This window comes from Fontibacterium abundans (SeqCode), assembly GCF_965235095.1.
Classification (GTDB): domain Bacteria; phylum Pseudomonadota; class Alphaproteobacteria; order Pelagibacterales; family Pelagibacteraceae; genus Fontibacterium; species Fontibacterium abundans.
Genome location: NZ_OZ249405.1, coordinates 707,745 through 730,949, shown reverse-complemented (window position 1 = coordinate 730,949; position 23,205 = coordinate 707,745). Strand labels below are relative to the sequence as shown.

The following is a 23,205-nucleotide window of genomic DNA, read 5'->3' as shown; positions in this document are numbered from 1 at the left end:
AAAGTGAAAGCAGATAAGCTTATTTCAAAATCATTTGAGAAATTGCTTGAGCGTGGAAAGGCTCGAGGATTTATTACTCATGAAGAATTAAAAAAATCTTTAGGAAAAAGAAATAGCACTCCAGAAAGTTTAGAAAAGGCTGTTTTAAATATTTTTGATAATCTTATTACCTTAGTAAAACAAAAGTCTGACTTTAAAGTTAAGACAAAAGAAGAAGCGCCTAAAGCTGAGAAGACTTCTGAGAGAAGTGATGATCCAATTAGAATGTATCTTAGAGAGATGGGAGGCGTTGAGCTTCTATCTAGAGAGGGTGAAATTGCAATCGCAAAGAGAATAGAATCTGGAAAATACGTAATGGTTTCTGCATTGGCAGAGAGTCCATTGATGGCAAAAAAAATATTTGAATGGAAAGATAAATTAAATGCCAACGAAATGTTGGTTAGAGATATTATTGATCTTGATAGTAATTATTTAGAAGATGAGAATTTTACAAAAGCTTTAGCTGCAAAAAGTGTTGAAAAAGTAGTTAAAGAACCAAAAACAAAGAAAGATAAAGAAGCAGATCCAGACAATAAGAGTGTTGAAGCCATTGAAGAAGAGAATGATGAGTACAATATTTCTTTAGCGGCTCTTGAAATTGAGCTTAAACCAAAAATTTTAAAAACTTTTGAAAAATTATCAAAAAATTATAAAAAACTTATTTCTTATCAGAAAGAAAAGTTAGAAACTGTACTTGCTAGATCTAAGTTTAGCCCAAGTAAAGAAAAAAATTATCAGTCAATTAAAGAGGAAATTAGCCAAGATATTTTGCAATTACAGTTAAACCCAGCGACGCAAGAAGAGTTAGTCCAACTAAATTACGTTGAGAATAAAAAATTAATAAATTTTGATGGAGAGCTTTTAAGACTTTCTTCTAAACATGGAATTCCTAGAGAGGAATTTATAAAATTTTATGTAGGAAATGAAATTAATCCAAATTTTGAAAGTTTTTTAGGAGAGAATAAAAAATGGCATAATTTCTTTACTAAAGAAAAAAAAGAATATGAAAATATTAAAAGCAAACTAATTCAAATTAGTAAAGATATAGGGTTACCAGTTTCAGATTTTAAAATCTTAGTTAATAAAATCAAAAAAGGCGAAAGAGAATCTAGAATTGCTAAGAAAGAAATGATTGAAGCTAATTTAAGATTAGTTATTTCGATTGCTAAAAAATATACAAACAGAGGATTGCAGTTCTTGGATTTAATTCAAGAAGGTAACATTGGTCTTATGAAGGCCGTTGATAAATTTGAATATAGAAGAGGTTATAAATTTTCAACTTATGCAACATGGTGGATTAGACAAGCGATCACAAGATCAATAGCTGATCAAGCGAGAACTATTAGAATACCAGTGCACATGATCGAAACAATTAACAAGATTGTTAGAACATCAAGACAAATGCTTAGTGAATTTGGAAGAGAGCCCACACCAGAAGAGTTAGCTAAAAAACTAGCTATGCCTTTAGACAAAGTTAGAAAAGTATTAAAAATTGCTAAAGAACCAGTATCTCTTGAAACGCCAGTTGGAGATGAGGAGGATAGCAATCTAGGAGACTTTATAGAAGATAAGAATGCATTAATACCTGTTGATGCGGCAATCCAAAGTGGACTTAGAAACACAACTACAAAAATTTTAGCCACATTAACTCCAAGAGAAGAAAGAGTTTTAAGAATGCGTTTTGGAATTGGAATGAATACAGATCATACTTTAGAAGAAGTTGGTCAACAGTTCTCAGTTACGCGTGAAAGGATAAGACAAATTGAAGCTAAGGCTTTAAGAAAATTAAAACATCCTAGCAGATCTAGACAATTAAAAAGCTTCTTTGATAGTTAGAATTTAGTTAATAAACTATATTTTTAATGTTATATCCGTTCGAAACGGGCCTGTAGCTCAGCTGGTTAGAGCCCCCCGCTCATAACGGGGTTGTCCGGGGTTCAAATCCCTGCGGGCCCACCAATTCAAATTAATTTGATTTATTAAAATTTTCTAGAGCGCTAATTACCCCAACAAAACCTTTGCTCGCTATTATTGATGCAAATTCTTCCTTTTGTGTTCTTGCCAAACTTAATCCTTCAACAACCAGGTCTCTTGCAAGAAGTTTTGAGTCTTTTGTAAAAATTCTCCATTCAACAGCAATCTCTTGAGCATCTTTTTTTGAAAAGATTTTAGTACTTACAATAATATTATTTTCATTAATTTTTTTTGAATCTATGACTTTAAGATCTTGATCGGCAAAATCATTTAATTTTGAAGACATATTTTTTATAAAATATTCTCTAAACAATTTATTAAAATTTTCTCTTTCAGAGGTTGTAGCCTTTTCTCTATAATCGCCAAGCGTATAACCAGCAAGAGCATCCAAATCTAAATATTTTGAAGAAAGATCATTGAGTTTTTTTAGTCTTGAATCTTTATTAAGTGATTTGTCGTTAAATATAATTTTTGCTTCATCCGTTAATTTAAGAACGAAAGCCTCAGCATTTCTTTCCGCTGAATTAGAATTTGAAGATATTAATAAGATAATGCTTATAAAAAAAAATATTTTTTTAATGAAAGTATTCATTCTTTAATTATTAAGTAGAAATGTTATTTAATTTTTTTCCACTCGTCGTCACCAGCTCCATACTGACTTTCAGATCTTTTAACGTTTTTAACTAAGTTCTCTCTTCTTTGTAAATATAAACTTTTATATGCAGAATAAAGATCTAAAGAATTTTTTTCTAAATTTTCTGAACTTTTAATATTTTGTGCTCTAAAATTAGTTATCTCAGTTCCTTTTGTTGACCAGTAAACTGTGTCGCCAAGATTTTCTCCTAAAGCCGTTCTATCTCCAGCCGAAACCATATAGAAGTAGTCACCATAAACTCCAAGAATTCTTCCAACAGCATCTCTAGGACTTGTGGGTCCAAGGAACGGAACTACAGCATAACAACCGTGATCAAAACCCCAAACCGCAAGAGTTTGACCAAAATCTTCTCTGTTTGTTTTTTCAATCCCAAGAGCTGTCGCTGGATCAAATAAGCCAAGAATTCCAACCGTAGAATTTATTGCAAATCGCGAAACAGATATTGCTGCTTCACCAAAGTTTCCTTGTAAAATTTGGTTTGGAACTGACAGGGAAGAATCTATATTCAACAAAGCATTATTTATTCCGCTTCTAATTTCAACTGGAAGAACATTGTAAACTTGCGCAATTGGTTTAAAAAAATATTTATCAACTGTCATGTTAAAGCTAAATACAGCTCTATTGATACCTTCGTTGCAATCAGGAAGATCTGCTGCAGCGTAAATAGTTTTGGAATTGAATACTGTTAAAAAAGCTATAACTAGAAATATTTTTTTCATAATCTTAAAGTTGTCTATATATACATATTTTCTACAATTACATATTAAAAACACCCAAGAAATTTAATGCTTTTTAGTGTATTTTTAGAATTTAATTATGAAAATTAAACACTTAAAATCACCTAATTATATCCATTGTAATAAAACACGTAATATTCAGTCAGTTGTTATCCATTATACAGGAATGAGATCTTTGCAATCAGCAGTAGAAAGACTTCTTTCAAAAAAATACGAGGTAAGCAGCCATTATCTTATAAGCAGAACTGGAAAAATTATACAATTAGTCAAAGATAATAATATTGCTTGGCACGCAGGCATATCAAATTGGTTTAAGTATAAAAATTTAAATAAGAATTCTATTGGCATTGAACTTGAAAATAAAGGTCATCGATATGGTTATCAAACTTTTCCAAGCAAACAAATTGTTCAACTTATTAAGATTTTAAAAATATTAAAAAGAAAATTTAAGATTAAAAATATTAACATAACTGGTCACTCTGACATTGCCCCAAATAGAAAAATAGATCCTGGTGAAAAGTTTCCATGGAAAAAACTTTATAAAAATGATTTGGCGATTTGGCATTCGCTAGATGAAAAATTTATTAAAAATTTTAGATTAAAAAAATTGATAAATATTAACAAAAAAAATATGTTAAGGATGATAAAAAAGCTAGGATATACAAGGGTTTTGACAGCAGATGGCTTAAATAAAGATTTTATAAAAGCTTTTCAAAGAAGATATAGGCAGGACTTGATCAATGGTATTTTTGATCAAGAATGTTATTTAATTTTAAATAATTTGCGAAATTCATTTAATAGTTGAATTTTAATTTTGCCTAATATATAATTTTAACTGCCAGTTAGTTGAATGGTAGCTTTGATATTTTCAAAGAGGAAAGTCTGGGCTCCACAAGATAACAGTGCCAGCTAATAGCTGGCGAGGGTGACCTCAGGGATAGTGCCACAGAAAATAAACCGCCTTATCAAGGCAAGGGTGAAAAGGTGTGGTAAGAGCACACCGGGTTTTTGGTAACAAAAACCGCATGGAAAACCCCACTGGGAGCAAGACCAAATAGAAGCAACATGATTTAAATTTATTTAAATCTAGCCTAATCTTGGGTGAGTTGTTTGGGTTGGTTGCTCGAGTTTATTGGCGACAATAGACCTAGATAAATTACCGTTTTCAATGACAGAACCCAGCTTACAGACTGACTGGCAATTAAATAATTCCTCTTAAATTTTTACCTAATTATTTTATTTGATATTTAATAATTTTTTTTAGAACAAAATAAGAACAAAAATATTAAATTAATTATACTTTTAAAGCACTTCTCCATTGACTTACTATTATATACCATGTTATCCCATGATAACCCATAAATGATAAATATTAACTATATTAGTAATAAATTTATTGGAAATTTTTTTTTAAAAAAAAATGTTTATATCAACGTTCGAAAACAAGTTAGACAAGAAAGGCAGAGTGTCAGTGCCTGCTAGCTTTAGATCTCATTTGTCATCCTTAGGATACAATAGCGTTATTTGTTACCCTTCATTTACAAATTCATCAATTGAATTTTGTCCTCAAAGTAGAATTGAAAAATTAAGCGATAGCATAGACAGTCTTAGTCCCTTTGAAGAAAATAGAGACACATTTGCAACGTCGATACTTGCAGACAGCTTTCAATTAAATTTTGACTCTGATGGAAGAGTAGTTCTTCCAAAAAAACTTTTAGATCATTCTGGAATTAAAGAAACAGTAGTTTTTGTAGGACAAGGAAAAACATTTCAAATGTGGGAACCTCAAAAGTTCTCAAAATTTAGAGAAGAGGCAAGAAAAAAAGCTAAGACATTAAGATCAGATTTAAAATGGTCTTAATGAATATTAATAAATAACAATAAAGGGAAAACAAATGACAATAAAAATAAACGTACCAGAATTAAGAGAATTAAAACCTAGAATAGTTGTTCTAGGAGTAGGAGGAGCAGGCGGTAACGCTATTAACAACATGATAGACTGTGGAGTTCAGGGTGTTGAATTCGTTGCAGCAAATACTGACGCGCAAGCTTTAAAGCACAATAAAGCTTCATGCAAAATGCAACTTGGAACAAATTTAACTAGAGGACTTGGAGCTGGAGCAAAATCCGATATCGGACAAGCAGCAGCAGAAGAATCGTTAAATGAATTAATAAATCTTTTGCAAGGTGCCAACATGGTTTTTATTACCGCTGGAATGGGTGGTGGAACAGGAACAGGCGCTGCACCCGTAATAGCTAGAGCAGCTAAAGATTTAAATTTATTAACAGTAGCAGTGGTAACAAAACCTTTTATTTTTGAAGGTCCTGGAAGATTAAAAGCCGCTGAAAGAGGTTTGGAAGAATTAAAAAAATATGTTGATACTAGCATTATAATTCCTAATCAAAATTTATTTAAAGTTGCTAACGAAAAAACTACTTTCCCTCAGGCATTTAAAATGGCCGACAATGTTTTAATGCAAGGCGTTAGAGGAATAACAGATTTAATTGTTAAGCCAGGTCTTATAAATCTAGATTTTGCTGATATCGAAACAGTAATGAAGGGTATGGGCAAAGCTATGATGGGAACTGGAGAAGCAGAGGGAGATAAGAGAGCAGTAATGTCTGCAGAAGCAGCTTTAGCCAATCCTTTAATTGATGATTATTCATTAAAAGGAGCAAGAGGTCTTCTTATTAATATTACCGGTGGTAACGATATTACTTTATTTGAAGTAGACGAAGCCGCTAACAAAATAAGAGCAGAGGTTGATCCTTCAGCAGAAATTTTAGTAGGCTCTACTTTCGAAGATGCGTTAGATGGAAAAATGAGAGTATCAATTGTTGCAACGGGCTTAGGTGGAGAAGCAGCCATTAACAATAAGCCTGTAGTTAGTATGATGAGACATATTAATAATAGAAACAGCGGATACAGCACTGTTTATAATAAACCGCAGCAATCATTTGTTCCAAATTATGTAACTCAAGCAGCTCCTCAAGCAATGACTAATGGGGCGACAGCTCTTGATATGTATCAAGAAACTTCGCATGTTGCTGAGATAAATAATCAAGCATTGAATCATATGAATGTTCAAGAGCAAGCCGTAAGTTCTAATACTGCTCAAGAACAGAATATTTCTTCTCAGAATTTAAGCGTATTAAATGAAAAAGAAAATACGCAAATAGTTGAAGAGGTTACATCTTTTCCAAAACTATTTTCTGAAGATGAAAATTTAAAAAGTATTTCTAATGATAAAGAAAGTTCTTCTCAATTCTTTAAAGATTTGGGACATGATCTTACAGACGCAGAAAAAGCAGATTTAGAAATTCCTGCTTTTTTAAGACGTCAAACTAATTAGAGAATAATTAAAGATAAAATTTCCCCATGTCACTGGAATTTAAACACATTCCAGTGATGTCAGAAGATATCGATAGGATATTAACTCCTTATAAATCTGGCTTATATATTGATTGTACTTTTGGCGGTGGGAGCATCACAAGAAAAATATTATCTAAAAAAAATACAAAAGTAATTTCTATCGACAGAGATAATTTTGTTGAATCATTTTCAAAAGAAATAGGCAAAGAATATAAAAATAGGTTCGAATTTGTTATTGATAGGTTCAGTAATTTAGAAAATATTTTAAAAGAAAGAAATCTACAAAAAATTCCTGTTGCAATAATTTTCGATCTTGGGCTTTCTTCTTTTCAGATTGATAATCCTGAGAGAGGCTTTTCTTATAGACAAGATGGATTGTTAAAAATGACCATGGGAAAAAATAATGTTACAGCGCATGATATTGTTAATAAACTTGAACAAAAAGATTTAAGAAATATTTTTAATTTATTCGGAGAAGATAAAGATTCTGGATTAATTGCAAAACTAATTGTGCAAAAAAGACAAGATAAAGAAATAAACTCAACGCAAGAATTAGCGGATATTATTTTAAGAGCTAAAAGATATAAAAATAGCAAATACAATAAAGTAGATGCTTGTGCTAAAATTTTTCAAGCAATCAGAATGATTGTTAACCAAGAATTAACAGAACTTTATGAAGGCTTAACTTCTGCGATAAAAAATTTATCAATAGATGGAAAGATTATTGTTATTACTTTTCACTCTTTAGAGGATAAAATTGTTAAAAAAATATTTGAAATTTTTTCAAATAAAAGAAAAGGAACGTCACGGTATTTGCCCGAAAATAATGAAAATGATAATTTTAATATATTAGAAATTAAAAATAGAAAACCGATTATTGCTTCTGAGAAAGAAATAAAAAATAATAACAGAGCAAGATCCGCAAAACTAAGATGTGCAACTAAAATTAAAGATCATTCTTTTGAATTTAAAAGATCATATTTAAATCTTGAAAAGTATTTTCAATTAGAAGAGGTTATGCATGCGTAAAAAAATATCAATAGTAGTATTTATCGTTATCTTTGGAACAATATGTGTGTCTTATATTAAGAACAAAACCCGTGATCTTGAAAAAGAAATATTAAAATTAAAGCAAGAACAAACGGAATTAGTTGAAAAATTAAAGAATGAAAAGTTAGAAAATAATTATCTATCAGCTCCAGAAAGAGTAAAAAAACTAGCAAAACTGAACTTATCTCCTGACTATATCGAAATGGATAAAACTAATTTTAAATATTTAAATGAAAAATAAATTAGATAATAATAAACAAAAAAGTTTTTATTTTCAGAATTTTATTAATGATGATAATAAAAATAATATAAATAGCAGTTATTCCTTATTTAATTCTAGAGTAAATTTTGTATTTAAAATTTTTTTCTTTGTATTTTTAATAATTTTATTAAAACTCTTATATCTAGGCATTAACAGAAGTAATGAGATTAATTTTGATGATTTTATTACTGACAAAGATTACAACGAAAGAAGAGATATCATTGATAGGGCTAGTTTATTAGTAGCAAAAAATATTGATATTTATGATCTTGTTCTAAGAGCTGATAAGACAAATAATTTACCTCAACTTTTAATCAAATTAAAATCACAATTTCCAGGATTAAATATAAACGAAATTCAAAAAGAAAGTGCAGATAAAAAAAGATTAGTTCTTAAAAAAAAACTTGATCATATTGAATATAAAAAAGCGATTATGTTAGGAGAGCCTGCAATAGAATTAAGCAGAAGACAGGTTAGAATTTATCCTCAGAGAAATTTATTTAGTCATGTGCTAGGTCAAACAGATGAAGACAATAAGGGTATTTCGGGCGTTGAAAATCATTTTAACAATCAAATTCTAAATACAAAATTTTCTAACAGTTCTTTTCAAATAACACTAGATACTGTGATACAGTCGCAAGTAAGGGATGCCTTAGAAAACGCAATTTCGGACTATTCAGCAAGAGGCGCGGCTTCACTTCTTATGAATGTAAATTCTGGAGAAATAATATCATTAGTCTCTTTGCCTGATTTTGACATTAATAGACGTACATTAGTAAACGACGAGAAATTTTTAAATAAAATTACTCTTGGCGTTTATGAATTAGGCTCTGTATTTAAAGCCTTAACAATTGCTAATGCTTTAGAATTAAAACTTGTTGATGAGAACACTTTATTTAAAAATTTAGAAAAACAAGTATATAATTGTGGCACTTCTCAGCCAATCAATGAACATGATAAAAATTTAAAAAGAGATCTGACCACTACAGAAATTTTAGTAAAATCATCGAATATAGGAACAGTAAAAATAATAGAAAAAATTGGAATTGAGAATTATAAAAATTTTTTAACAAAGCTAGGAGTATTTGAAAAGACATCTGTTGAACTTCCAGAAAAAGGCAAATCCCTGCCCATGAAATGGGATAATTGTACTTTAGCGACAGCTTCTTATGGTCATGGAATTAGTACTACACCAATTCAATTAGCTTCGGCTTATGCATCATTGGTAAATGGTGGATATAAAATTTATCCAACTTTAGTAAAACAAAATCAGAATACAAAAAAAGAAAGAGTTATTAGCGAAGAAACAAGTAAAAAAATGGTTAAAATGCTCAGAAAAGTTGTCGACAAAGAAGACCCTATGCAAGGAACTGCAAAAAGAGCTGATATTAATGGTTATTCGGTGATAGGAAAAACAGGAACCGCAGTTAAAGTTTCCAAAACGTCTAAAGGCTATTCAAAAGATGTTATGACTGTTTTTGTATCTGCGTATCCTGAGGAAAAGCCAGAGTATTTATTGTTGGTTATGATTGATGAGCCAAAAGCTATCCCTAGCAAAGGTTTTTATAAATCAGATTCAGGATGGAATGCTGTTCCTACCGCAGGGACTATTATAAAAAGAATTGGACCTATTTTAGCTTCAAAGAATTATAATATTGCTCTTAATGTTAAGTAAAAAAATTAAATTTTTAAAATATAAAAATAGAAACTTTTCTATAAATTCAAAAAAAATAAAAAAAAACGATATTTTTTTTGCAATGGAAGGCTCTAAACAGTCGGGGAATTTATATTCATCAGAAGCCTTATCAAAAGGTGCTTGCAAAGTCGTTACAAGTAAAAATATAAGAAATAAAAATTATTTAATAGTAAAAAACGTTAATAAATTTTTAGCGGAAGCATGCTCTATAAAATATAAAGAAAAACCGAAGAACATAATCGCAGTTACAGGAACAAATGGAAAATCGTCAGTGGCTAATTTTTATTTTCAGATTTTAAAAAATCTTAAAATAAATTCAGCAGCTATTGGCACGCTTGGTATTTTTTATAAAAGTAAAGTTAAAAGAAGCAATCTTACAACTCCAGATATTATTACAATTCATAGAGAATTAAATTTTTTAAAAAAGAATAAAATTGATAACGTATGTTTAGAGGCTTCTAGTCATGGACTTCATCAAAATAGATTGGATGGTATTAATTTTGCAGCAGGAATTTTTACAAATTTTACACAGGATCATTTAGACTACCATAAAAATTTAAAAAACTATTTACAAGCTAAGCTTTCTCTTTTTAGTTCATTATTGAATAAAAATTCTTTTGCTGTCTTAGACACAGATATCCCTGAATTTTCTATAATAAATAAAATTTGTAAGAAAAGAAAAATAAAAATTCTTTCTTTTGGATCTAGAGGAAATACAATTAAATTAATTTCTCATTACTACTTTGGAAACAAACAAATAATAAAAATTAATTTTTTAAATAAAATATATAATATTAAACTTGATTTGATAGGAGACTTTCAAATTAAAAATTTATTTGCGGCAATTTTAGCTTCATATTTATCTATAAAAAATCCAGATCAAATTATTAACACATTATCAAAAATAAAATCTGCAAATGGGCGAATGCAGTATGTGGGTAATAAAAAAAAATCTGCTGTAGTAGTCGATTACGCTCACACTCCAGATGCTTTAAAGAAGAGTCTTCAAACATTAGCAAAGCAATTTAATAAAAAAGTAGATGTTGTATTTGGATGTGGAGGGGATCGAGATAAAGGAAAAAGATATAAAATGGGCGAAATAGCAGATCAATTCGCGTCTAAAATATATTTAACAAATGATAATCCTCGATCTGAAAATCCAACTTCTATTATCAAACAAATTAAAAAAGGATGTTCGAGATCGAAGATTATATTAGATAGAAAAATGGCGATTAAATCAGCTATTAACAATCTTAATACTGACAGTATTTTATTGATTGCTGGAAAAGGACATGAAAATTATCAGATTATAAACAACCAAAAGAAATATTTTTCTGATCAGAAAGTATCTAAATTTTTTTTAAAATAAAATGAAAACAAAACTTTACTTAGGCGAAGAACTTAATGTAGTTTTTAATTCAAATATAAATAATAAGTCATTTTTTAATAAAGTTGCAATAGATAGTAGAGAAGTCAAAAATAGATCAATTTTTTTTGCAATCAAAGGAGATAATGACGATGGTCATCGATATGTTAAAAAAGTAATAAAAAATAAAAATAATTTAGCGGTCATAAGTAAAAAATTTAAAAAAAAAAGATTAGTAAGAATACAAAATACTTTAAAAGGTTTAAGAAATTTAGCATCCTACGCGCGACAGAGAAGCAAAGCTAAGATTATAGCTATAACTGGCAGCTGTGGAAAAACTTCGTTAAAAAATTTATTAAATATTTCATTAAGCAAATTTGGAAAGACACACAGTTCACCGAAATCTTTTAACAATCATTTCGGGGCACCTTACTCTTTAGCAAATTTAAATTCTGATAATAAATTTGGTATCTTTGAATTGGGTATGAGTTCAAAAGGTGAAATTGATAATCTTGTTAATTTAGTAAAACCAAATATTGCGATAATAACTAACATTGGTCCTGCACATTTAGAAAATTTTCAAAACATTTATGGTATTTGCAAAGCAAAAGCAGAGATTATGAATGGTATTCAACAAAATGGAGTTATTATTTTAAATAGAGATGATAAATTTTTTAATACTTTAAAAAAAATTGCAAATAATAAAAATATTTCAATATTAACTTTTGGTTTTTCTAAATCAGATATTCAGATTAGAAAAAATTCAGCAAAAGTATCTTTTAAAATAAAGAATAAAATATTTAATTTTAAAATAAAAAATTTTAATAAGGCTTACTTGTACAATGTGGCTGCTACATTATGTGTTCATCATTTTCTAAATCATAATTTAAAATTTTTAAAAAATAATTTTATTAATTTTAAAATTACAGAAGGAAGAGGAAATGAAAAAAAAATTAAAATCAACAATAAAAAAATTATTTTAATTAACGATAGTTATAACTCTAATCCAATGTCTCTAAATGAAGCTATTGATAATTTTTCATTAAGAAAAAAAGATAATCAAAGAAAAGTTTTGATTATGGGTGATATGTTAGAGCTTGGTAAAAGATCTAAATATTATCATCAACAAGCAGCAAAAATATTAAATAAAACTAATATAGACAAAGTTTATTGTATTGGTTCGGAAGTTAGGCATACTTATCAAAAGCTAAATCGTAGTAAAAGAGGGATGTTAGTTAAAAATATTAGTTTTCTTAAAGAAAATATTTTCAATCTTTTAGAGAATAATGATATTTTATTAGTCAAATCATCAAATAGAATTGGTTTGTTTAATTTTTTTAAGAAATTTTAATAATGCTATATTTTTTTTTTAAATATTTTTCCTCAGAAATTAATGCTTTTAATGTTTTTAAATATATTACCTTCAGAACTGGAATATCAGTTGCTACTTCCTTAGCTTTTGTACTCTTAGTTGGAGAGAGCTTAATTGCTAAGTTAAAATCATTTCAAAAACATGGCCAACCCATTCGAAATGATGGTCCTTTATCTCATATTATAAAAAAATCAGGAACTCCTACTATGGGAGGATTAATAATTATTTTAAGTATTTTATTTTCAACTTTGTTATGGGCCGATCTTACAAATAAATATATTTTGATATTAATCTTTTGTTTATTAAGTTTTGGAACAATAGGTTTTATTGATGACTATATAAAAGTTGTAAAAAATAATTCTAAAGGAATTAGTGCAAAATTAAAATTATTTTTGCAAATTTTAAGCGGTATAATTGTTATATATTTGATAATTTTAAATACTGAAGCAGAGCTTAATTATAAAGTTTATTTTCCATTGTTTAAGAATTTCATCTTAAATTTTGGAATCTTTTACTTTATATTTGGTTTAGCAGTTATCGTTGGATCATCTAACGCTGTTAATTTAACAGACGGTCTTGATGGACTTGCGATTGTTCCGGTTATTCTAGTTGCACTAACTTTTGCATTTATAGCTTATGTCTCAGGTAACATTATTTTTTCAAAATATCTTCAGTTAGCTTATATAAAAAATACAGGGGAAATTTGTATTTTTTTAGGGGCAATGATAGGCGCGGGCTTAGGATTTTTATGGTTTAATGCTCCACCAGCTAAAGTTTTTATGGGGGACACTGGCTCCTTATCTCTGGGCGCAGCACTTGGAGCTATTGGAATTATAACTAAGCATGAAATAGTATTAGCGATAGTTGGAGGTCTTTTTGTCCTGGAGGCTTTGTCAGTTATCATACAAGTTGCATCTTTTAAATTAACAGGAAAAAGAGTTTTTCAAATGGCACCCTTGCATCATCATTTTGAAAAAAAGGGTTGGAGCGAGTCTACAGTTGTAGTTAGATTTTGGATTATAGCTATAGTTTTTGCTTTAGTAGGTCTTGCATCTCTTAAATTAAGATAATGCTCTCACTAGAACAGTGTAGCCAAAAAAAATTTTTAGTTTTTGGACTTGGTATTAGTGGTAATGCAACTTTATCTCAGTTAAAAAAAAATAAAGCAAATATTGAATGCTGGGATGACAGCAAACAACTAAGAGAAAAATTTAAGAATAGATATCGAGTAAATAAAGATTGGTTTAAGAGTAGTTACGATTTTATAGTTATATCACCAGGAATTAACATCTATTCACATTCAAAAAAATCTTTTTTTCAGAAAAATAAAAATAAAATTATTACTGACTTAGATTTATTTTGTAGCTCTATTAAAGATCAAAAAGTTATTTTGGTAACTGGTACCAATGGTAAATCTACCATGTGTAAATTAATTTACGATTTGTTAAAAAATTCAAAAAAGAAAGTCTATATTGGGGGAAATTATGGAACTCCTGTATTAAATTTACCATATAAAGAAAAATCCGCAATTTTTGTACTCGAATTGTCATCTTATCAACTCGACTATTCTTTGCGTCTAACAAGCTCAGTTTCGATTTTATTGAATGTTAGCCCAGATCATATTGAAAGACACAAAAGTTTTGAAAAATATATTTTAGCAAAGCTTAAAATTTTTAAAGGATTAACACAGACAGGCAAAGGTTTTTTAGATTTAAGTAACGATAAGCAATCTAAAATATTTAAAGTTTTAAAATCTGAAAAATACAATCAAAGAAATATTCAATTAATTAAAAAAAATATTCATCATCATATTAAAGATAGTTTAATTAGCGCGGCACTAAAAGGACCTCATTTTAATAACTGTCTTTATATTACATTGCAAATCGCAAAATTATTTAACATTTCAAAAAAAGTTTATTTAAAAACAATTAAAGATTTTAGTGGGCTTTCCCATAGACAAGAAATTATCAAAATAAAAAATAATTTAACTTTTGTAAATGATTCTAAAGCGACAAATTTTGCATCAACCGAAGTTGCTTTAAATAATTATAAAAATATTCACTGGATTGTAGGTGGTATTGCAAAAGAAAAAGACAAGATAACTATTAAAAAGTTTAAGAGATCTATATTGAAAGCTTATATTATTGGGAAAAATATAAATTTTTTTCTAAAAAAAATTAAAAATACTATTAAATATAATGCTAGCCACTCTCTTAAGAATGCATTGTTATCAGCTTTAAGCGAGACAAAAAAGAATCCGAACTTAAAGCAAGTTATATTATTAAGTCCTTCTGCCGCATCTTTTGATCAGTATAAAAATTTTGAACATCGGGGCAATACTTTCAAGCAGTTAGTAAAAAAGTATTCATGATTAATTTTGGAAGAACTAACACTAATCAACTCGCTCTTTGGTGGAGGAATATTGATAAACTACTATTTATTCTAGTAATTTCCTTAATGCTTTTAGGAATATTTTTTGCTTATTCTTCTACTTCCAGTGTTGCTTCAGAAAAAATTTACAAAACAGATTATCTTTTAATAGCAAAACACATTTTATTTGCTTTTTTTAGTTTCTTAATTTTAACTTCTTTGTCTTTATTAGAAGCAAAGCAAATAGAAAAATATTGTATTTTAGGTTTCATTATTACTTCTTTTTTATTATTGTCAGTTCTAATATTTGGAGTTGAAGTTAAAGGTTCTAAAAGATGGATAAATTTAATTTTTTTTAGATTTCAGCCAATTGAAATTTATAAACCTTTTTTTATTTTGTTATGTTCTTTAATTATTTCTAATTCAAAAATTGGAGATCTTAAATTAAGAATTTTTTTTAGTTTCTGTGCATTATTTTTTTCCTTATTATTATTACTTAATCAACCAGACGTAGGTCAAAGTTTGTTAATTTTTTCAGTTTGGTTAATTTTGATATTTGTTTCTGGAGTTAGTATTGTTCTTCTTATTTCTTTGGGATCGGCTATTTTTATTGGAATAGCATCAGTAATATTATTATTTAGCGAAAGATTTTCTTATATTTTTAGAAGATTGAAAACTTTTATCGACCCCAATAATGGCGATAATTTGCAAACACAAAAAGCACTGGAGGCAATTAAACAAGGTGGATTTACAGGAAGAGGAATAGGCGAGGGAATATTAAAAGAAAGAGTTCCAGAAGCTCATACAGATTTTGTTTTGGCTGTTATAGGCGAAGAATTTGGTATTTTGATGATATTAATAATTTTTTTAATAATAACTTTTATTTTTTTAAGAGTTTATTCTCAATGCAATACTGAAAATAATCTTTTTAGAAAATTAGTATTAATAGGATTGTCCTGCTTAATTTATTTGCAATCTATTATTAACTTGGGAGTTACATTGAATATACTTCCAAATAAAGGAATGACCTTTCCTTTCATAAGCTATGGAGGCTCATCTATGATTGGCTCTGGAATAATATTTGGAATATTACTTTGTTTTACTAAAAGAAAATTATCTTAATGAAAAAAATTTTAATTTGTACCGGCGGTACCGGGGGTCATATATTTCCAGCTATATCACTTGCTCAATATCTAGAAAAAAAAAATTTTTATGTAGATTTTATTACTGATTATAGAGCTAAAAAATTTATAAATAACATTAATCTAAAAAAAATTAATTTTATCAATGTAAAAACGCCCACAGGAAAAAAAGGGTTAGGATTAATTTATTCTATATTTTTAATATTTATTTCATTTTTATATTCAATTTTTTTTCTTTTATTAAAGAAGCCACAGTTGATTATTGGTTCAGGGGGCTACGTTTCTTTTCCAATTTTATTAGCAGCGAGATTATTAAAAAAAAAGTTTGTTATTTACGAAACAAACTCCGTAGTCGGAAGGGTTAATAAATTTTTTTTAAATAGTTCGACAAAAATATTTACTGGATACCCATTAAAAAATTTAAATATTAGTAATGATAAAGTTACTTTTGTTGGTCAACTAATTAGAGAGCAAATTTATTTAGCAAAGGAAAATAATTATTTTAAAAAGGATGATAATTTTGATTTTACTTTGCTTATTATTGGCGGCAGCCAAGGTGCGGAAATTTTTAGCAAAACGTTACCTCAGTCGTTAAATAAATTATTTAATTTAAATAAAAAAATAAGAATTTTTCATCAAGTTGGAAATAAAGAACAAGAATTAAAAATAGATTTTTCTTATAAAAATAATCCTAATGTTACTATTTTTAATTTTGAACCAAATATTGAAAAATATATGATGTTATCAGATTTGGTCATTACAAGAGCTGGTTCCTCAACATTATCAGAGCTAGCTTTATTGCAGATACCATTTATAGCGGTTCCCTTTAAAGACTCTCTAGACAATCATCAATTTTATAATGCAGATTATTTTTTAAGAGTAAATGCTTGCTGGCTTATTGATCAACAAGATCTAAACAGCGAAAAATTATTTGATTTAGTCAAAGAATTGATGCTGAGCAAGGAAAAGTTACTTGAAAAAAAGAGCAAATTAAAAGAATTAACCAAAACAGATGTTAATAAAATTTTTGAAAAAGAAATTAATAAAATTCTATCATGACTTTTAAAATTACGACTAATGACCAAGTTCATTTTATTGGTATAGGAGGAATAGGCATGAGTGGTATAGCCGAAATCATGCATAATATTGGATTTAAAGTTCAGGGTAGCGATCCATCAAGAAATAATAAAAATATAAAAAGATTACAAAAGCTTGGATTAAAAGTTTTCTTTAATCATGCAAAAAAAAATGTGGGAAATTCCAAACTAGTCGTATTTTCATCTGCAATTAGCAAAGATAATCCAGAGTTAAGAGAAGCAAAAAGAAAAAAAATACCAGTTATCCAGAGAGTAGAGATGCTTTCTGAAATTGTTAAGTTAAAAAAAAACATAGTTATTAGCGGAGCTCATGGAAAAACAACAATTACATCATTGATATCAACAATTTTGTCTAAAGCAAAATTAGATCCAATGATTATTAATGGTGGAATATTAAACTCAATTAATTCAAATGCATTATTCGGAAAAGGAGATTGGGCGGTTGTTGAAGCAGATGAATCTGATGGCAGTTTTTTAAAAATACCCATTACTTATTCTGTAGTTAGTAATATTGATAAAGAACATTTAGATTATTATAAAAATTTTAATAATTTATATAAGAGTTTTGAAACTTTTATAAATAAAACACCTTTAATTGGTAAATCATTTGTTTGTACTGATGATAAATTTTTAAAAAAGATTTTAAGAAAAAAAAATAAGTCTAATATTATTACTTATGGTTTTGAAAGCGGATCAGATCTCCACCCTTACAATGTAAAGAATTCAGGGAAGATGATGGTTTTTAACATATCTGTAAAACTTAATGACAAAGTTGAACATATTAAAAATGTTGAATTAAATTTATTAGGCAGACATAATGTTCTTAATGCAACCGCTGCAATTGGAGTTGCTAAAAGCTTAGGTATTAAAAATAATACTATCAAAACAACTTTAAAAAATTTTTTGGGAGTGCAAAGAAGATTAACTAAAATAACTAATTTTAGAGGAAGTGAAATTTACGATGATTACGCTCATCATCCAACAGAAATCATCTCAGTTTTAAATGCTATTAAATCTGGTTTTAAGGAAAAAAAAATCGTAACGGTATTTCAGCCTCATAGATACTCAAGAGTAGCCTCATTAAAAAAAGAATTCGCAAATGCATTTAAGGATAGTGATTTAGTTGTTTTATGTCCTATTTATGCAGCAAGTGAGAAACCAATAAAAAATATTAATCATTATGAATTGGCTAAGCTAATCAATAAGAATTCAAAAAAAGATGTTATATGTATTGAAAATCAATTTGATTTAGAAAGATTTATAAAACGTCATACCTATGGAAATGAAGTTATAGTTTGCATGGGGGCTGGAAGTATTAGTAGTTGGATTAGAGAAATTGCTGTTAATTTAAAAAATGAGCATTAATTTTTATTCAGAACTTAAAAAAAATCTACATGGAGAGCTGAGAGAAAATTTTGATTTATCCAAATCTAATTGGCTTGGAATTGGAGGAAAAGCAAATTTTTTTTTTAAGCCAAAAGATTTAAAAGATTTACAAATATTTTTAAGAAATAATGATAAGTATTTTCCAATTATTGTAATTGGTTCTGGTTCAAATTTATTAATTAGAGATAAAGGTTTTGATGGAGTGGTTATTAAATTTGGAAAAGATTTTGATTATATAAAAATTAATAACGATATTATAAATTGTGGACCTGCAACGCCAAAATCAATTTTAGCAGAATATGCGGCCGATAATAATTTAACTGGTTTTGAATTTCTATATTGTATTCCAGGAACTATTGCTGGTGGAGTAGTCATGAATTCAGGCTGTTATGGTAGCGATATATCCAAAGTAGTATTGAGCGTTACAGTCATCGATATGAATGGTGAAATTAAAATCATTAGTAATAAAGATATTAATTTTTCGTATCGACATAGTTCACTTACTAAAAATCAAATTATTACCAATATTGAAATGAAAGGATCTTTTCTTGAAAAACAAAAAATATTAGAAATTATGAAAAATTTAAAAAATAAAAAAGATTCTGAGCAACCACAGAAAATTAAAACAGGCGGGAGTACTTTTAAAAATCCAAAGAATTCAGAAAAAAAAGCTTGGCAATTGATAAAAGAGTCTGGTTGCGCTGATTTAAGAGTTGGCGGAATTAAATTATCTAATTTACATTGTAATTTTTTAGAGAATTTAGATAAAGCAAGCTCAGAAGATGCTGAAAATTTAATTGAAAAAATAAAAAAAGAAGTTTTTAAAAAGACCAATGTAAATTTAGAGCTAGAATTAGAAGTTGTAGGAAAAAAATGAACAAAGAAAAAGTTACAGTTTTAATGGGTGGCATTTCTGCCGAAAGAGATGTCAGCTTAGATAGCGGTAAAGCCTGTGCAAAAGCTCTTTCAGAAATTGGTTTTGATGTGACAAGTCTAGATGCAAAAGATGACTTTATTGAAAAGTTAATTAAGAATAAACCTGATAAAGTTTTTAATGCTTTGCATGGAAGATTTGGAGAAGATGGTTCTATCCAGGGATTATTAGAACATTTAAAAATACCCTACACTCATTCTGGAATTTTATCTTCAGCAATTGCTATGGATAAATTAACATCAAAAAAAATTTTTAAAGAAGCCAACATTAGTTCGCCTGAGTATCAAGTAATTAAAACTGTGAAAGATTTTCAAAGTTCAAAAATTGGATACCCTTGCGTAGTTAAACCAAACAATGAAGGATCAAGTGTAGGTGTTTATATTTTTAATGAACCAAATAAATCTGATGAAGACAAAATTGTCACCTTATTAAATAAGTATAATTTTTTAATTTTAGAAAAATATATTCCAGGAAGAGAAATACAGGTTGCGGTAATGGGATCAAAAGCTTTAGGTGGAATAGAGATTGTGCCGACAAGATCCTTTTATGATTATGAAGCTAAATATTCTGCTAATGCTAAAACAAAACATATTATTCCTGTTAAAATAAATGAAGCTGACTATAAAAAGATTTTAGATATGGCTTTACAGGCGCATAATATTTTAGGCTGCAGAGGAGTAACGAGGTCTGATTTTAGATATAATGAATCTGACAAAGTTAATAAAATTTATATTCTTGAGGTAAATACTCAGCCAGGTATGACAAGTTTATCTTTAGTACCAGAGATTGCTAATTATTACGGCATTTCTTTTAATGAATTAGTTAAATGGATAATTAATGATGCTTCTATTAATAGATGATCAAAACAAAGAGATATATTTTTCTCGCTTTATTAATTTTTCTCACAACATTTAATCCAGAGCTACCTTTATTAAAGCTTGGTTTTTTTATTATTAAAACAGTTAATGTTTCTGGTTCAAAAAATACTGACCTAGAAAAACTTAAAAAACAATTTAACTTCTTAGTTAACACTAGCATTTTAAGTATTGACCATAAAAAAATGAATGAAGTAGTTTCACAAAATGAATGGATTCATTTTTTAAATATTAATAAAAAATTTCCATCAACAGTTAATGTTATGGTAGTTGAGCATGAGCCCTTTGTTTTTTGGAAAAAAGGCAATAATAATTTAATAATTACCAAAGAATTTACTTTAATAGAAAAATTTAATTCAAATAATTTTTCCAATCAAACTCAAGCAAAAGGCAATCTTGATATTGAAGATCTAAAAAGACTATATAAAGCGTTAAATAATAATAATTTTGATTTAGCCAACATTGCTAGCTTTGAATTTATAAATTCGGAAAGATGGGATTTATTTTTAAAAGGTAATAAAAAAATTATGCTCGGCAGATATGATTATAATCAACAGATTAACAATCTAAATAAAGTGCTTATTCAGTCCAAAGATGAAAAATTTACATATGTCGACTTAAGACTTAAGAACAAAATTTTTGTAAAATAGATAATGATTCAAAAAAATGAATTAATCGCATCTATAGATATTGGCTCTTCAAAAATTAAGTGTCTAATTGCAAAGTTAAAAAATAATAAAATTGAGATTTTAGGAAAATCAATTGTTGCATCAAAGGGTATTACAAAAGGCTTAGTTACGAATTTTCATGAAGCAAATGTAGCAGTACGTGAGTGTTTAGAAATTTCTGAAAAGCAAGCCGGTATTTCATTAGAAAATATTATTGTAAACGCAGAGTTTGAAAATATTTCTAGTAACTTATTAACAGAATATAAAAGTGTACATGGCGATCAAATCGAGCATGAAAAAGATATTCAAGGCTTGATACATATTGCTGTAGATGAAATTGCTAAAAATAATAAAGATAATGCAATTATACACATATTTTCATCTAATTATAAAATTGATAAAAAAATTAATGTTGAAAATCCAGTTGGATTTAAAGCAAATATTTTTTCAGCTGACATTCATGCAGTTTTAGCGGAACACTCTTCTATTGATAATTTAAAAAATATTATCAATTCTTGCGAATTGTCAGTTGAGAATTATGTCTTTGGTACTTATGCGTTAGGTTTATCTTTTTTAAATCAAAATGATTTAAACGAAGGAGCCATTTGTATTGATTTTGGGAAAGATAAGACAAGTTTCGCTATATTTGAAAATAGCACTCTTTCATATGTAGGTGTTATTCCCTACGGTTCAAATCAGGTTTCAAAAGACTTAGCTAAAGTTTTAGACATAAAAATAGAGATCGCCGAGAGAATTAAAGTTGAGAGCGGAGAATGTATATTAAATGAGAATACAAAAGATAAGATTGAATATTTACCAGTTCATTTATTCCCAGATGATGATTTTAAAAAAATATCAAAAACAATTGTTAATACTATTATTAATTCTAGAGTTGAAGAAATTTTACAGCTAATTTATAGGAAAATTAAAACTTACAATTCAATAGATATAAAAACTAAAAAAATTTATCTCTCCGGCAGAGGATCAAACTTAGTTGGTTTAACAAGTTTAATAAAAAAATACTTTTCACAAAGAACGGAGCTTGTTTTGCAAATAAAACAAGAAGATGAAAATTTAGTTAATAATTTATCACAGGATTTTTTAGTTTGTTATGGAATGGTTAAGAACTATTTTTATGGATTTCCATCGGAAGCTTTGCCAATTAAATTTAAAAATACAGGCTTTTTTTCAAGACTTTTATCTATTTTTCAAAAGTAGAAATCGTAACAAAAGGTGATTAGCTATTGTTATGGATTTTACTAAATATCTATTTCATCAAAGATATGTATCAAAAGACTTTAAAGTCAAAAATCAATTTCAAAGGTGTGGGTCTACACAGCGGATTAGTTGCTAATCTTGTTGTTAAGCCATCAGCTCCTAATTCAGGAATAACCTTTGTTAGAGTCGATTATAAAGGAAAAGAAAAAATTATTCAGGCGCATATTAGCAATGCTTTGCCAGCAAAATTGTGCACTACTATTTCTAATAAACATGTTTCAATTTCAACCATCGAACATTTAATGTCTGCTTTATCAGGAATGAGCATTGATAATGCCATAGTAGAAGTTGATAGCCAAGAATTGCCAATACTAGATGGAAGTTCAAAAGAGTTTGCGGTTGCCATACAAGACATCGGCACTACAGTACAAAGTTCAGAAAAAAAATATATTAAAATTTTAAAAAAAATTATTATTAAAGATAAAGACAAGTCTATTTCAATTGAACCAACAAATAAAAATAAATTAGAAATAGATTATGAAATTGATTTTCATGATCGTGTTATTAAAAGGCAAAGTAAAAAAATAGATCTAGAGAAAAATGGGTTTATGGAAGTTCATGACTCTAGAACCTTTTGTTTGCAAAAAGATCTAGAAAATATATTTAAGATGGGACTTGCAAAAGGAGGTTCTTTAGAAAATGCAATCGTTGTTTCTGAAGACAAAGTTCTAAACCAAGATGGTTTAAGACATAAAGATGAATTTGTAAGACATAAAATTTTAGACTGTATAGGTGACTTATATTTAGCCGGTTATTCACTTATTGGAAAAGTAAATTGTTATCAAGGCGGTCATGATATGACTCGTAAATTATTAGAAGCTTTAATAAAAAATAAAAATGCGTGGAATTTAGCAACTCAAAAAACAAAAAATTTCTCTAGTGTAAGTTCTTATTCACCAAATCAACTTGTAGTGAATTTATAGTTTTAGTG

Annotated in this window: 21 protein-coding genes, 1 tRNA gene and 1 other RNA gene; 21 read left to right on the top strand and 2 right to left on the bottom strand. The window is 28.0% G+C overall.

From position 1 onward, the window contains the following. Positions 1–3 precede the first annotated feature (3 nt). Both rpoD and AC8GER_RS04055 read left to right on the top strand, forming a co-directional pair. Positions 4–1,875: an RNA polymerase sigma factor RpoD gene (rpoD, locus tag AC8GER_RS04060; RefSeq protein WP_506597591.1), complete on the top strand. Its 1,872-nt coding sequence runs from the start codon at positions 4–6 to the stop codon at positions 1,873–1,875. 46 nt (positions 1,876–1,921) lie between these two features. Continuing rightward, a tRNA-Ile gene (locus AC8GER_RS04055) sits at positions 1,922–1,998 on the top strand. A gap of 7 nt (positions 1,999–2,005) precedes the next feature. Here the strand turns inward: AC8GER_RS04055 and AC8GER_RS04050 are convergent. Both AC8GER_RS04050 and AC8GER_RS04045 read right to left on the bottom strand, forming a co-directional pair. After that, a complete protein-coding gene (locus AC8GER_RS04050) occupies positions 2,006–2,605 on the bottom strand; it encodes an MlaC/ttg2D family ABC transporter substrate-binding protein (RefSeq protein ID WP_506597590.1) in 600 nt (199 codons plus the stop codon). A 23-nt stretch (positions 2,606–2,628) separates the two neighbouring features. Further along, positions 2,629–3,387 (bottom strand): MlaA family lipoprotein, encoded by a 759-nt coding sequence (locus AC8GER_RS04045; RefSeq protein ID WP_506597589.1) that lies wholly within the window; start codon positions 3,385–3,387, stop codon positions 2,629–2,631. A 97-nt stretch (positions 3,388–3,484) separates the two neighbouring features. Between AC8GER_RS04045 and AC8GER_RS04040 the strand changes: the two genes are divergently transcribed. From AC8GER_RS04040 to lpxC, 19 genes are all read left to right on the top strand, one after another. After that, positions 3,485–4,210 carry an N-acetylmuramoyl-L-alanine amidase gene (locus AC8GER_RS04040; RefSeq protein WP_506597588.1) on the top strand — a complete coding sequence of 242 codons (726 nt, stop codon included), beginning with the start codon at positions 3,485–3,487 and terminating at the stop codon, positions 4,208–4,210. Positions 4,211–4,243: 33 nt separating this feature from the next. Further along, positions 4,244–4,607: RNase P RNA component class A (rnpB, locus tag AC8GER_RS04035), an RNA gene on the top strand. A gap of 218 nt (positions 4,608–4,825) precedes the next feature. After that, a complete protein-coding gene (gene mraZ, locus AC8GER_RS04030; RefSeq protein ID WP_506597587.1) occupies positions 4,826–5,266 on the top strand; it encodes a division/cell wall cluster transcriptional repressor MraZ in 441 nt (146 codons plus the stop codon). 34 nt (positions 5,267–5,300) lie between these two features. Then, entirely contained in the window at positions 5,301–6,758 is a 1,458-nt protein-coding gene (gene ftsZ / locus AC8GER_RS04025; protein WP_506597586.1) for a cell division protein FtsZ, read from the top strand. A 26-nt stretch (positions 6,759–6,784) separates the two neighbouring features. Then, positions 6,785–7,807: a 16S rRNA (cytosine(1402)-N(4))-methyltransferase RsmH gene (gene rsmH, locus AC8GER_RS04020; protein WP_506597585.1), complete on the top strand. Its 1,023-nt coding sequence runs from the start codon at positions 6,785–6,787 to the stop codon at positions 7,805–7,807. Further along, entirely contained in the window at positions 7,800–8,069 is a 270-nt protein-coding gene (locus AC8GER_RS04015; RefSeq protein WP_506597584.1) for a cell division protein FtsL, read from the top strand. The genes rsmH and AC8GER_RS04015 overlap by 8 nt, the downstream gene beginning before the upstream one ends. Then, on the top strand, positions 8,059–9,765 hold the full coding sequence (locus AC8GER_RS04010; protein WP_506597583.1) for a peptidoglycan D,D-transpeptidase FtsI family protein: 1,707 nt from the start codon (positions 8,059–8,061) through the stop codon (positions 9,763–9,765). The genes AC8GER_RS04015 and AC8GER_RS04010 overlap by 11 nt, the downstream gene beginning before the upstream one ends. Continuing rightward, positions 9,755–11,155, top strand: coding sequence for a UDP-N-acetylmuramoyl-L-alanyl-D-glutamate--2,6-diaminopimelate ligase (locus AC8GER_RS04005; RefSeq protein WP_506597582.1), 1,401 nt, complete (start codon positions 9,755–9,757; stop codon positions 11,153–11,155). Before AC8GER_RS04010 ends, AC8GER_RS04005 begins: the two co-directional genes overlap by 11 nt. 1 nt (position 11,156) lies before the next feature. Next, positions 11,157–12,503, top strand: coding sequence for a UDP-N-acetylmuramoyl-tripeptide--D-alanyl-D-alanine ligase (locus AC8GER_RS04000; RefSeq protein WP_506597581.1), 1,347 nt, complete (start codon positions 11,157–11,159; stop codon positions 12,501–12,503). Between the two features lie 2 nt (positions 12,504–12,505). Next, a complete protein-coding gene (mraY, locus tag AC8GER_RS03995) occupies positions 12,506–13,594 on the top strand; it encodes a phospho-N-acetylmuramoyl-pentapeptide-transferase (protein ID WP_029167032.1) in 1,089 nt (362 codons plus the stop codon). Next, on the top strand, positions 13,594–14,895 hold the full coding sequence (gene murD, locus AC8GER_RS03990) for a UDP-N-acetylmuramoyl-L-alanine--D-glutamate ligase (protein ID WP_506597580.1): 1,302 nt from the start codon (positions 13,594–13,596) through the stop codon (positions 14,893–14,895). Before mraY ends, murD begins: the two co-directional genes overlap by 1 nt. After that, positions 14,892–16,016, top strand: coding sequence for an FtsW/RodA/SpoVE family cell cycle protein (locus AC8GER_RS03985; protein ID WP_506597579.1), 1,125 nt, complete (start codon positions 14,892–14,894; stop codon positions 16,014–16,016). Before murD ends, AC8GER_RS03985 begins: the two co-directional genes overlap by 4 nt. Then, positions 16,016–17,095 carry a UDP-N-acetylglucosamine--N-acetylmuramyl-(pentapeptide) pyrophosphoryl-undecaprenol N-acetylglucosamine transferase gene (locus tag AC8GER_RS03980; RefSeq protein WP_506597578.1) on the top strand — a complete coding sequence of 360 codons (1,080 nt, stop codon included), beginning with the start codon at positions 16,016–16,018 and terminating at the stop codon, positions 17,093–17,095. Before AC8GER_RS03985 ends, AC8GER_RS03980 begins: the two co-directional genes overlap by 1 nt. Beyond that, entirely contained in the window at positions 17,092–18,498 is a 1,407-nt protein-coding gene (murC, locus tag AC8GER_RS03975) for a UDP-N-acetylmuramate--L-alanine ligase (protein ID WP_506597577.1), read from the top strand. The genes AC8GER_RS03980 and murC overlap by 4 nt, the downstream gene beginning before the upstream one ends. Continuing rightward, complete coding sequence (gene murB / locus AC8GER_RS03970; RefSeq protein ID WP_506597576.1) at positions 18,488–19,396, top strand: UDP-N-acetylmuramate dehydrogenase; 909 nt, start codon at positions 18,488–18,490, stop codon at positions 19,394–19,396. The genes murC and murB overlap by 11 nt, the downstream gene beginning before the upstream one ends. After that, positions 19,393–20,313, top strand: coding sequence for a D-alanine--D-alanine ligase (locus tag AC8GER_RS03965; RefSeq protein WP_506597575.1), 921 nt, complete (start codon positions 19,393–19,395; stop codon positions 20,311–20,313). Before murB ends, AC8GER_RS03965 begins: the two co-directional genes overlap by 4 nt. After that, positions 20,310–20,978, top strand: coding sequence for a cell division protein FtsQ/DivIB (locus AC8GER_RS03960; protein ID WP_506597574.1), 669 nt, complete (start codon positions 20,310–20,312; stop codon positions 20,976–20,978). The genes AC8GER_RS03965 and AC8GER_RS03960 overlap by 4 nt, the downstream gene beginning before the upstream one ends. A gap of 3 nt (positions 20,979–20,981) precedes the next feature. Next, positions 20,982–22,214, top strand: a complete 1,233-nt coding sequence (gene ftsA / locus AC8GER_RS03955; RefSeq protein WP_506597573.1) for a cell division protein FtsA — start codon at positions 20,982–20,984, stop codon at positions 22,212–22,214. Between the two features lie 65 nt (positions 22,215–22,279). Beyond that, positions 22,280–23,197: a UDP-3-O-acyl-N-acetylglucosamine deacetylase gene (lpxC, locus tag AC8GER_RS03950; protein WP_506597572.1), complete on the top strand. Its 918-nt coding sequence runs from the start codon at positions 22,280–22,282 to the stop codon at positions 23,195–23,197. The last annotated feature ends 8 nt before the right edge of the window (positions 23,198–23,205 follow it).